The sequence below is a fragment of the Burkholderia sp. Bp9090 genome, assembly GCF_003857985.1.
GTDB lineage: Bacteria > Pseudomonadota > Gammaproteobacteria > Burkholderiales > Burkholderiaceae > Burkholderia.
In genome coordinates this window covers 199,800-210,804 of record NZ_QTPV01000008.1, presented here as the reverse complement: position 1 = coordinate 210,804, position 11,005 = coordinate 199,800, and the positions used below count along the sequence as shown (strand labels likewise).

Genomic DNA, 11,005 nt, shown 5'->3' with positions numbered 1-11,005 from the left:
CTCTCCTGACGTCCTTAAAGTCAGGCGTCAGGTTACGCAATCGCTCCCAAACCCTCCACGGTTTCCTGCGATGAACCTTTTTTTTGGTTCATCGTGGAATTTCGTGAACCGGCGACGATGCATGTGCCTCTGGCCGCGCAAATCCCAACGCTGTCGCCGCGATGAACGTGGTCACCCGTTGTGCGCGAATGCCAGCACGATCGCGTTGCCCAGTTCATCGACAACCCTGGCCGACGCGCCCGGCGCCGCGAACATCGTGAACTCGACATCGGGCAGGGCCGGCAGGCCGGCATCCGGCGGAATCGCACGCAAGCCGTGCGCAAGTTGTGTGTGCACGATCGGCGTCACCGCAAGGCCCGCGTGCGCGGCGGCGCACAGGCCGGCGCCGCTCGGGCACACGAGCACGATCCGGTAATCCACGCCCGCTCGGGCCAGTGCTGCCAGCGAGGCCTCGCGATACGGGCAGGGTTCCGGCAGCAGCGCAATCGGCACCGGTACGCCAGGCGTGAGCGACGCCCAATCCGCACCGGCCCACACGAGCGGCTCGCGCCAGAGCACGCGTCCGGCGGGCCCGCCGTGGCAGCGCCCGCCCATCACCACATCCAGTTCACCGTGATCCAGCGCCTGGAGCAGATCGCCCGGGATACCCACTCTGATGCTGAATGCGATGCGCGGGTACCGCCCGGCAAACGCCTTCATCACATGCATCAGCCTGACGTTGGCGAGGTCTTCCGACAGACCCACGCGGATCGTGCCCGCGCTCGGTTCGCGCAGCAGTTGCGCCCGCGCGTCCTGATTGAGCGCGAGGATGGCGCGCGCGTAACCCAGCAGCAGCTCGCCGTCCACCGTGAGCGCGACCGAGCGCGTGGTGCGCACGAGCAGGTCACGGCCGACCTGTTTTTCCAGGCGGCGCAGATGCGCGCTGACCGCGGACTGCGTCAGATTCAGACGGGCCGCGGCATGCGTGAACCCGCCTTCCTGGACGACGGCCACGAAGGAGCGCAGCAAAACGGTATCGAACATGAGATGTCCCGCAATACAGTGCGAATTCTACTGAGTAGCGTGATGATACTTCGTTTATATTTCGAATCGAACTATGTTCTGATGAGGGCCGTCAACCCGTCAGGAGTCGTTCCATGTCGACCTTGCTTCATATCGAATCGTCCCCGCGCAAGTCGCGGTCCGCATCACTCGACGTTGCGCACGCGTATCTGGAAGCCTGGCGCGACGCGCATCCGGTGCATCGGGTCGACGTGCTCGATCTGTGGGCGACGCAATTGCCGGAACTCGACGGCGATGCGCTCGGTGCCAAATACGCGGACTTGAGCGGCACGCCGCTCAGCGAAGGCCAGCAGCAAGCGTGGGCGGATTTCCGCCAGCTGGCGCAGCGGATGCACGACGCGGATACGCTGCTGTTCTCCGTGCCGCTGTGGAATTTTTCCATCCCGTACAAGCTCAAGCATTTCATCGACGCCGTGTCCCACCGCGGGCTCCTCTTCTCATTCGACGAGCGTGGGTTGGCGGGATTGCTGAACGACAAGAAAGCCGTCGTGATCTATGCGAGAGGCCTCGACTATTCAAGGCAATCGAGCACGCCCGCCGAGTCGTTCGACTATCAGCGGCCGTTTCTTGAGGCGTGGCTGCGCTTCATCGGTATCACCGACATCGAATCGATCGTCGTCGAGAAAACGCTGTTTGGACCCGAAATCGATCACGCGGGCAGGGAAGCTGCGCGCGAACAGGCAGTGACGCTGGTACACGCGGCTTCAGCATCAGCTTCGGTTGACGGCTGAACTGGCCAACGGCTGGAGACCGCCGAGCGCCGACGGTCTTCCACGTGTTCGCCGGCAATCTTCGATGAACCTTTTTTCCGCCTGCGCCATCCGTTTCGTCCGACCTCGCACGACCGCGCCGGTCTCGCCGGCATCCGGCGGCGCCCCGTACAATCGATCGAATACGTGCGCCGCACGAACCGGCGCGGCGGCCGTGCCTCCGATCGACCGGCATCGGACCCAACCAAGGAGACAGTGATGGAGATTCGCGACAACGTCTTTCTGATCACGGGCGGCGCATCGGGCCTCGGCGCCGGAACGGCCCGCATGCTCGCTCAGGCCGGCGGCAAGGTCGTGCTCGCCGACCTCAACGAAGCAGCCGGCGCGGCGCTCGCGGGCGAACTCGGCGGCGTATTCGTGCGCTGCGACGTATCGAGCGAGGTCGATGCGCAGGCGGCCGTCGACGCCGCGACGCGCGCGGGCACGCTGCGCGGCCTCGTGAATTGCGCGGGCATCGCGCCCGCCGCGAAAACCGTCGGCAAGGACGGCGCGCATCCGCTCGACGTGTTCGCGAAGACGATCAACGTCAACTTGGTCGGCACCTTCAACATGATCCGGCTCGCGGCCGCCGCGATGGCCGCGACCGCGCCGAACGCCGGCGGCGAACGCGGCGTGATCGTCAGCACCGCGTCGGTCGCCGCGTACGACGGGCAGATCGGCCAGGCCGCGTATGCGGCGTCGAAGGCCGGTGTCGCGGGCATGACGCTGCCGATCGCGCGCGACCTGTCGCGCCACGGCATCCGCGTGATGACGATCGCGCCCGGGCTGTTCGAGACGCCGATGCTGCTCGGCATGCCGAAGGACGTGCAGGACGCGCTCGGCGCGATGGTGCCGTTCCCGCCGCGGCTCGGCAAACCGGACGAATACGCGATGCTGGTGCGCCAGATCGTCGAGAATCCGATGCTCAACGGCGAAGTGATCCGCCTCGACGGCGCGATCCGGATGCAGCCGAAGTAAGTGCAAGCTAGCAGCTGCAAAAAAAACGCCCGCGATGCGGGCGTGTCGACGTTCGGGGTGCCGGTGAGACTGCGACGGCTCAGTCCTCGCCGTCGCGCTGCATCCGCTGCCGCAACTCGGTCACCTGCGACTCGACGACGGTCGCGTCCTCCGCATCGGGCCGCTCGCCGAGATACTGCTCGAGATCCTCGAGCGCGGGGCGCAGGTAGTCGAGCCGCGCATACGCGAAGCCGCGGTCGCGCACTTCGTCGAGCTGTTCCGGCAGCAGGATCACAAGCCGCTGCTGCACCGCGAGCAGCCGCTGCCAGCGTTCCGTCTGCAGATAGATCGTCTTCAGGTTGCGCAGCATCCGCGCGATGATCTCGCGGCTGGTGGCCGGCTGCAGCAGCGCGCGCAACGCGCTGTCGACCGCGCCCGCCGCACGCGCGACGTAGGGCTCGAGCATCTCGACCATCTCGGCCTCGGACAGCGAATGGCCGTTGGTCGGATCGATGATCAGGTCGCCGTCCGGCAGCGTCACGCGCAGCAGGAAGTGGCCGGGGAACGACACGCCGCGCGCCGGCACGCCGATCTGCTCGGCGAGCTCCAGGTACAGCACCGACAGCGAGATCGGAATCCCGCGCCGCCGCTTCAGCACCGCGTTCAGGTGGCTGTTATCGGGGTCGTAGTAATCGTTGTGATTGCATGCGAAGCCGAGTTCGCGGAAGAAGAACGCGTTGAGCGCGGCGACGCGGTCCTTCAGGTCCGCATCGTCGCCGAGCCGGCGGCTCAGCCGCGCGGCCAGGATGTCGATTTCGGCCAGCGTACCCTGCAGGTCGAGGTCGGGATACGCGTCCTGCGCAAGCGACAGCGCGGTTTCCGTGACGGGCAGACTGTCGTCGTCCGCCACGAGCGTGCTGAAGTAGTCGAGGACGCGGGTCATTGCGGTCGTCACTTGGCGCGCCTTCTGAAGTAAGCGTATTTGAAGCCCATCACCCACAACATACCGAAATATAGTGCAGCGAACAGCACGAGGCACGCGGCCATCAGTGCAATGCGATCGAGCGGCTGCGCACGCATGCCGGTCCAGTCGAAGTTGATCGCGCACCAGCGCATCAGGCCGGCGAGCACGAGCGCCGCGCCGATCAGCTGCACGAAGAAGCGCAGCCAGCCGGGCGACGGCTGGTAGATGCCGCGCTTGCGCAGCCCGAGGAACAGCAGCAGCGAGTTCAGGCAGGCACCGACGCCGATGCTCAGCGTGAGGCCCGCATGGCCGATCAGCGGCACGAACACGTAGTTCGAGATCTGCGTGACGATCAGCACGCCGATCGCGATCTTCACCGGCGTCTTGATGTCCTGCTTCGCGTAGAAGCCCGGCGCAAGGATCTTGATCAGGATGATGCCGACGAGACCGATCCCGTAGGTCGCGAGCGCGCGCGCGACCATCGTGACCGTATGCGCGTCGAACTTGCCGTAGTTGAACAGCGTCGCGGTGAGCGGCGTCGCGAAGAAGAACAGCGCGAGCGCGCTCGGCGCCGCGAGCAGGAACGTGACGCGCAGCCCCCAGTCGAGCAGCGCCGAATATTCATGCGAATCGGCGTCGACGTGCGCCTTCGACAGGCTCGGCAACAGGATCGTGCCGAGCGCGACGCCGAGCAGCGCGGTCGGGAACTCCATCAGGCGGTCGGCGTAGTTGATCCACGAGACCGCGCCCTGCCCGAGCCGCGACGCGATGTTGGTGTTGATGATCAGCGACAGTTGCGCGACCGACACCGCGAACGTCGCGGGCACCATCTTGGCGAGCACCCGCTTCACGCCGGGATGACGCAGCGCGCGCACCGGGTTGAGGCCGATCAGCGGCACCATGTCGATCTTCTTCAGCCCCGGCAGCTGCACGATGAACTGCAGCACGCCGCCCACGATGACGGCCCACGCGAGCGCGTAGACCGGCACCTTCAGGTGCGGCGCGACGAACACGGCCGCGGCGATGAACGCGACGTTGAGCAGCACCGGCGCGAACGCCGGCAGCGAGAAGCTCTTGTAGGTATTGAGCACGCCTGACGCGAGCGTCGTCAGCGAGATGAACACGATGTACGGGAACATGATCCGCGTCATCGTGACCGCGAGCGGGAACGCCTGCCCGTCGGTATGCAGGCCGGACGCGACCGCGAACACGACCCACGACGCGCCGGCGATCCCGACGACCGACAACACGGCGAGCGCCCACGCGAGCACGGTCGACATCGCGTCGACGAGCGCCTTGGTCGCATCGTGCCCCTGCTGGTTCTTGAACTCGGCCAGGATCGGCACGAACGCCTGCGAGAACGCGCCTTCGGCAGACAGGCGGCGCAGCAGGTTCGGAATGCGGAAAGCGACGTAGAACGCGTCGGTGTATTGACTGGCGCCGAACGCACGGGCGATCAGCGTCTCGCGGGCCAGTCCGGTCACGCGCGACAGCAGCGTGAAGCCGCTGACCGTCAGCAGGGCTCGGAATAGATTCATGGGGCGCTTATTATACGGACGTTGCGTGGCCCGGCACGGACGGATGGCGAAAAGGGCGCGCGTCGCCGGCGCCCCCGTCCGGCCGACGTCACGTTGACCTTGCCACGCGCTTGATTTTGTTGCTATAATCGCCGGTTTCTGAGCCTGTTACATGCACGGCGCCTGTCGTTTTCATGTCTCGGCCTCGGTTAAAATCACCGTTTTTTATGCGCCCCTGGGCAATCGCTCTCAGGGGACGGATCGAAAAGCAGCGCTTGGCCGTCAGGCTCCAAGCTCTGGAAACAGGACAGGATAAGGAACCGTCATGGCTAACTCCGCACAAGCACGCAAGCGCGCCCGCCAAGCCGCGAAGGCAAATTCGCACAACTCGGCGCTGCGCTCGAAATTCCGTACCGCGATCAAGTCGGTTCGCAAGGCTGTTGAAGCCGGCGACCAGGCAAAGGCTGCCGAGCTGTTCAAGGCTGCCGTGAAGACGATCGACACGATCGCCGACAAGAAGATCGTTCACAAGAACAAGGCCGCTCGCAGCAAGAGCCGCCTCGCCGCAGCCGTCAAGGGTCTGCAGGCAGCAGCGTAAATCCGGCGTGCCCGCTTCGGCGGGCGCTCCTGTTTCCTGCGATCGCAAAAAAGCCCGCCTAGGCGGGCTTTTTTGCTGTGCGTCGCCCGCGCATCGCGCCGGGCGACCGCCAGGCAGGGGCGCGGCACGCGCCCTCGCCCGTCGAACTCACTTCTTCTCGTGGTAGTCCGGCAGCTCGCACGCCTCGGTGACGACGAGGTTGTTGTCCTTCGCGAAATTCAGCACGAAATCGAACGCCATCGGCTCGACGTCGCGCAGCCGGGAATCGAGGATCACGCATTTGAGGTCGCCGAGCATCGTCGGGCGCACGTACAGCGAATATTTCAGGCGCGCGTTCGGCCCGCTCGCACCGGGCCCGAAGCAGGCCATCACGCCGGCCAGACGCTCCGACCAGTCGCTCGGGCGAAACTTTTTCCCGTCTTTCGTAATGCCCTGGATGAAGAATTCGGTCGGAGGGGTTTCAGCCATGTGGTTACCCAAGTGACGGCCCGGCGATGTCCAGGCGACAGCGCCCGGATACGCGAACACAAAGCTCGAGCGGACAGCGGCACTCGCGCTCCGATATCCCGAAAAAACAGGCTGTCGAGGCGTGCCGCCGACGCGCCGCACCGGATTTGTGCAGCGCATGGCTTGTGTCCGGCAGAGCGCGAAGAGGCTTGCCTGCCGGGCTGGAGAAAACTTTTGGATTATACCGCAGCGCGGCATCGCGCGTCGTCTCGCCGCCCCTCTTCCGGCGCCTTCCAGCGTGCGCCACGATCCCAACCCGGTTTTCGTCGCGGCTCGTCAAAGCACAGAAAATCCTTTATGCTGCTTTGAGTTATCCACACCCGACGGCGGCGCCGTCCGGCCGCGCGGCCGGTTCAGACCCGCCGTATTTCGTTTCATGACCGCCAAAACCATTCGTCACTACCTGCAGTTCAAGGATTTCTCGCTGGAAGACTACGAGTACGTGCTCGAACGCACGGGTATCCTGAAGCGCAAGTTCAAGAACTACGAGACCTATCACCCGCTGCACGACCGCACGCTCGCGATGATCTTCGAGAAGAGCTCGACGCGCACGCGCCTGTCGTTCGAAGCCGGCATCTTCCAGCTCGGCGGCCACGCGGTCTTCATGAGCACGCGCGACACGCAGCTCGGCCGCGGCGAGCCGGTCGAGGATTCCGCGCAGGTCATCTCGCGGATGGTCGACATCATCATGATCCGCACGTTCGAGCAGGACGTGATCACGCGCTTCGCGGAAAACTCCCGCGTGCCGGTGATCAACGGCCTGACCAACGAATACCACCCGTGCCAGGTGCTCGCCGACATCTTCACGTACTACGAGCACCGCGGCCCGATCGCCGGCAAGACGGTCGCGTGGGTCGGCGATGCGAACAACATGCTGTACACGTGGATCGAAGCCGCGCAGATCCTCGGCTTCAAGCTGCGCCTGTCGACGCCGCCGGGCTATGCGCTCGACATGAAGCTGGTGGCGCCGGACAGTGCGCCGTTCTACGAGGTGTTCGACGATCCGAACGAAGCGTGCAAGGGCGCCGATCTCGTGACGACCGACGTGTGGACGAGCATGGGCTTCGAAGCCGAGAACGAAGCGCGCAAGCAGGCGTTTGCCGACTGGTGCGTCGACGAGGAAATGATGGGGCACGCGAATCCCGACGCGCTCTTCATGCACTGCCTGCCCGCGCACCGCGGCGAGGAAGTGACGGCCGGCGTGATCGACGGCCCGCAGAGCGTCGTGTGGGACGAGGCGGAAAACCGCCTGCACGTGCAGAAGGCGCTGATGGAGTTCCTGCTGCTCGGCCGCCTCAAGCACTGACCGCCGCACGCATTACGTGCGCATTACGCGCGCATGCCGCCATCCGCGCGGCATGCGGAAAAAAGGCGCCGATCGTCGTCGATCGGCGCTTTTTTGTTGGGTCGGACGAACGCGAATGAACCGCGCAGCGCAACACCGCGTTACAGGCACACGGGCTCGGGTTCGAGCTCGACGCCGAAGCGCTCGCGCACGTCGTCCTGGATCGCGCGCGCCAGCGCGAGCACGTCCGCGCCCGTCGCGCCGCCGCGATTGACCAGCACGAGCGCCTGCCGGTCGTGCACGGCCGCCGCGCCGAGTGCGCGCCCTTTCCAGCCGCAGCGGTCGATCAGCCAGCCGGCCGCGAGCTTCACCTGCCCGTCCGGCTGCGGATACGACACGACTTCGGGTGCGCGCGCGCGCAGCGCGTCGAACTGCGCGACGTCGATCACCGGATTCTTGAAGAAACTGCCCGCGTTGCCGAGCACGAGCGGATCGGGCAGCTTCGCGCGGCGAATCGCGACAACGGCGTCGAACACGTCGCGCGGGGTCGCGGCGTCCGGCGCGATGCCGCGTGCGTCGAGCTCGCGCGTAACGTCCGCGTAGCCGAGCCGCGGCGTCCAGCGCTTGGGCAGCCGGAACGTCACGGCGACGATCGCGAAGCGGCCGCGCCCTTCCCGCTTGAAGAAGCTGTCGCGATAGCCGAACCCGCAGCGCGCGGCGTCGAAGCGCTCGCTGCGCCCCGTCGCGAGCTCGACGGCGACCAGCGAGTCGAAATAGGTCTTCATCTCGAGGCCGTATGCGCCGATGTTCTGGATCGGCGCGGCGCCGACGGTGCCCGGAATCAGTGCAAGGTTCTCGAGGCCCGGCATCCCGTGCTCGAGCGTCCACGCGACGAACGCGTGCCAGGTCTCGCCGCCGCCGGCCTCGACGTACCATGCGTCGTCGTCCTCGCGCACGACGCGACGGCCGGCGATCTCGTCGAGCAGCACGACGCCGTCGAAATCGCGCGTGAACACGACGTTGCTGCCGCCGCCGAGCACGAGCTGCGGCAGCGATGCGACGCGCGGGTCGCGGTGCAGCGCCTCGAACTGCGCCGCATGCGTGACGCGCGCGGCAAAGCGCGCCTTCGCGGCAATGCCGAACGTGTTATGCGCGGCGAGCGGATGGTCGGGGAGCAGCGACAGGGCGGAATCGTCAGGAGGCATCGGCATTCGCGGTCACGTCCGCCGGGCGGGCATACGGCCGGCCTTGGGCAAACGGAGGGGCATCGGTAAAATGGCAAACAGTCCGCAATTATAGCGAGTGCCCGCGCGCGAGCCGGGCGCCCGCATCTCAAGGGAGAATGCCATGCCATCGTTCGACGTCGTTTCCGAAGCGAACATGATCGAAGTGAAGAACGCCATCGAGCAGTCGAACAAGGAAATCTCGACGCGCTTCGACTTCAAGGGCTCCGACGCGCGCGTCGAGCAGAAGGAGCGCGAGCTGACGCTATTCGCCGACGACGATTTCAAGCTCGGCCAGGTCAAGGACGTGCTGATCAACAAGCTCGCGAAGCGCAACGTCGACGTGCGCTTCCTCGACTACGGCAAGGTCGAGAAGATCGGCGGCGACAAGGTCAAGCAGGTCGTCACCGTGAAGAAGGGCGTGACGGGCGACCTCGCGAAGAAGATCGTCAGGCTCGTGAAAGACAGCAAGATCAAGGTGCAGGCGAGCATCCAGGGCGACGCGGTGCGCGTGGCCGGCACGAAGCGCGACGACCTGCAGAGCGTGATCGCGATGCTGCGCAAGGACGTGACCGACACCCCGCTCGACTTCAACAACTTCCGCGACTGATCGACGCGGTCGGCCGCGCCGTCAAGCGCGCCGTCGACCACGCCGTCGAACAGTCACGCCGCGCCGCCGGGCCCCGCATGCGGGGCGCCCCGGCGGGCGGCGGCAATCCCCTTCATCAGGCCTTCCCGCCGTCCTGCGCGCCGCCGTCGGATGCCGCCTTCTTCTTGTCGCCGATCCGGCTTTCCTGCCCCGCCAGCAGCTTCGAGATATTGCCGCGGTGACGCCACACGAGCAGCACGCTCATCGCGAGCACGGCCCACGCGACCGGGTTGTGGCCGGTGCCGAACAGGAACACGTCGAACACCGGTGCGAACACGGCCGCCACCAGCGCCGCGAGCGACGAGTAACGGAAGAAGAACGCGACGATCAGCCAGGTCAGCGCGGTCGCGAGGCCGAGCACCGGGTGCACGGCGAGCAGCACGCCGGCCGCTGTCGCGACGCCCTTGCCGCCCTGGAAGCGGAAGAACACCGGATAGAGGTGGCCGAGGAACACGGCGATCGCGACCCACGCGACGGCGACGTCGGACAACCCGAAGTGCCGCGCGAGCCAGACGGCGAACCAGCCCTTGAACGCGTCGCCGACGAGCGTCAGGATCGCGGCCTTCTTGTTGCCGCTGCGCAGCACGTTGGTCGCGCCGGGATTCTTCGACCCGTACGAACGGGGATCGGCCAGGCCCATCGCGGCGCTGACGACGACGGCGAACGACACCGAACCGATCAGGTAGGCAACAAGTGCGGCGAGCAGGATCTGCATGCGGAAAACTCTTCTTTCAACGTATCGGTAAAGGGACGGCCGGGCGCGGCGGGCCGGCCCGTCGGGGCAGGCGCCGCCGCGGCGAACCGCCGGCAGGCCGCGGCAGCCGGCCGTGCGGGCCGACCGGCCGAAACGGCGCCCATTCTACCGAACGAGCGCGGCCTGCCACGAAGGTGAAACCCTCAGTCGACGCTCGCGCACTGCACGGGCGTCGCGCCGAGCAGCGACGTGAGTACCGCCGGCGCGAGGCTGACGAGGTAGCCGCGGCGGCCGCCGTTCAGGTAGATCGTCGGCAATTCGAGGATGGTCGACTCGACGTACACGGGCATCGTCTTGCGCGTGCCGAACGGCGACGTGCCGCCGACCAGATAGCCGGAATGGCGGTTCGCGACGTCGGGCTTGCACGGCTCGACGCGCTTCGCGCCGATCTGCCGCGCGAGGTTCTTGGTCGACACCGTGCGGTCGCCGTGCATCAGCACGATCAGCGGCTTCGCGTGCTCGTCCTCCATCACGAGCGTCTTCACGACGCTATGCTCGTCGACGCCGAGCTGGCGCGCCGACTCGCCGGTGCCGCCGTGCTCGACGTAATCGTACGGATGCTCGCCGAACGCGACGCCGTGGCGGCGCAGCAGCTGGGTCGCGGGTGTCTCGGACACGTGTCTGGATTTGCTCATGGCGGCATTTTAATGGCGAACGACCGGCGGGCGGGCGGCGTTGCGGCCATCGCATGCATCGCCCGCCATTGCACACGAGCGCATCACGCCTTCGCCTTCGCGACA

At 66.4% G+C, this 11,005-nt stretch carries 12 protein-coding genes; 5 read left to right on the top strand and 7 right to left on the bottom strand.

Translation table 11 applies throughout. The features are described from left to right. Positions 1-171 precede the first annotated feature (171 nt). Positions 172-1,023: a LysR substrate-binding domain-containing protein gene (locus DIE16_RS10970; RefSeq protein ID WP_044848574.1), complete on the bottom strand. Its 852-nt coding sequence runs from the start codon at positions 1,021-1,023 to the stop codon at positions 172-174. A 113-nt stretch (positions 1,024-1,136) separates the two neighbouring features. Here DIE16_RS10970 and DIE16_RS10965 point away from each other — a divergent pair, with 113 nt between their 5' ends. Both DIE16_RS10965 and DIE16_RS10960 read left to right on the top strand, forming a co-directional pair. Then, the gene (locus DIE16_RS10965; RefSeq protein ID WP_124892275.1) at positions 1,137-1,793 is read left to right on the top strand and encodes an FMN-dependent NADH-azoreductase; all 657 of its coding nucleotides are present in this window, start codon (positions 1,137-1,139) and stop codon (positions 1,791-1,793) included. 237 nt (positions 1,794-2,030) lie between these two features. Next, the gene (locus DIE16_RS10960; protein ID WP_124486970.1) at positions 2,031-2,789 is read left to right on the top strand and encodes an SDR family NAD(P)-dependent oxidoreductase; all 759 of its coding nucleotides are present in this window, start codon (positions 2,031-2,033) and stop codon (positions 2,787-2,789) included. 79 nt (positions 2,790-2,868) lie between these two features. Here DIE16_RS10960 and DIE16_RS10955 read toward each other — a convergent pair whose 3' ends face one another. Next, a complete protein-coding gene (locus DIE16_RS10955) occupies positions 2,869-3,711 on the bottom strand; it encodes a SirB1 family protein (RefSeq protein WP_124486969.1) in 843 nt (280 codons plus the stop codon). 8 nt (positions 3,712-3,719) lie between these two features. Beyond that, on the bottom strand, positions 3,720-5,270 hold the full coding sequence (gene murJ / locus DIE16_RS10950) for a murein biosynthesis integral membrane protein MurJ (RefSeq protein WP_124892274.1): 1,551 nt from the start codon (positions 5,268-5,270) through the stop codon (positions 3,720-3,722). Between the two features lie 304 nt (positions 5,271-5,574). On the opposite strand from murJ, the gene rpsT reads away from it, so the two are divergent. Then, positions 5,575-5,847: a 30S ribosomal protein S20 gene (rpsT, locus tag DIE16_RS10945; RefSeq protein ID WP_006482211.1), complete on the top strand. Its 273-nt coding sequence runs from the start codon at positions 5,575-5,577 to the stop codon at positions 5,845-5,847. Positions 5,848-5,994: 147 nt separating this feature from the next. Here the strand turns inward: rpsT and DIE16_RS10940 are convergent, their stop codons facing one another. After that, complete coding sequence (locus tag DIE16_RS10940) at positions 5,995-6,315, bottom strand: DUF3579 domain-containing protein (RefSeq protein WP_044848570.1); 321 nt, start codon at positions 6,313-6,315, stop codon at positions 5,995-5,997. Positions 6,316-6,730: 415 nt separating this feature from the next. On the opposite strand from DIE16_RS10940, the gene argF reads away from it, so the two are divergent. Continuing rightward, complete coding sequence (argF, locus tag DIE16_RS10930) at positions 6,731-7,660, top strand: ornithine carbamoyltransferase (RefSeq protein ID WP_124486968.1); 930 nt, start codon at positions 6,731-6,733, stop codon at positions 7,658-7,660. Positions 7,661-7,800: 140 nt separating this feature from the next. Here argF and murB read toward each other — a convergent pair whose 3' ends face one another. Then, positions 7,801-8,850 (bottom strand): UDP-N-acetylmuramate dehydrogenase, encoded by a 1,050-nt coding sequence (murB, locus tag DIE16_RS10925; RefSeq protein WP_124486967.1) that lies wholly within the window; start codon positions 8,848-8,850, stop codon positions 7,801-7,803. A 136-nt stretch (positions 8,851-8,986) separates the two neighbouring features. Between murB and DIE16_RS10920 the strand changes: the two genes are divergently transcribed. Further along, positions 8,987-9,472 (top strand): YajQ family cyclic di-GMP-binding protein, encoded by a 486-nt coding sequence (locus tag DIE16_RS10920; protein WP_014896235.1) that lies wholly within the window; start codon positions 8,987-8,989, stop codon positions 9,470-9,472. 115 nt (positions 9,473-9,587) lie between these two features. Here the strand turns inward: DIE16_RS10920 and plsY are convergent, their stop codons facing one another. After that, complete coding sequence (gene plsY, locus DIE16_RS10915) at positions 9,588-10,226, bottom strand: glycerol-3-phosphate 1-O-acyltransferase PlsY (protein WP_044848567.1); 639 nt, start codon at positions 10,224-10,226, stop codon at positions 9,588-9,590. Positions 10,227-10,408: 182 nt separating this feature from the next. After that, positions 10,409-10,900, bottom strand: a complete 492-nt coding sequence (ybaK, locus tag DIE16_RS10910) for a Cys-tRNA(Pro) deacylase (RefSeq protein WP_124892273.1) — start codon at positions 10,898-10,900, stop codon at positions 10,409-10,411. Between the last annotated feature and the right edge of the window lie 105 nt (positions 10,901-11,005).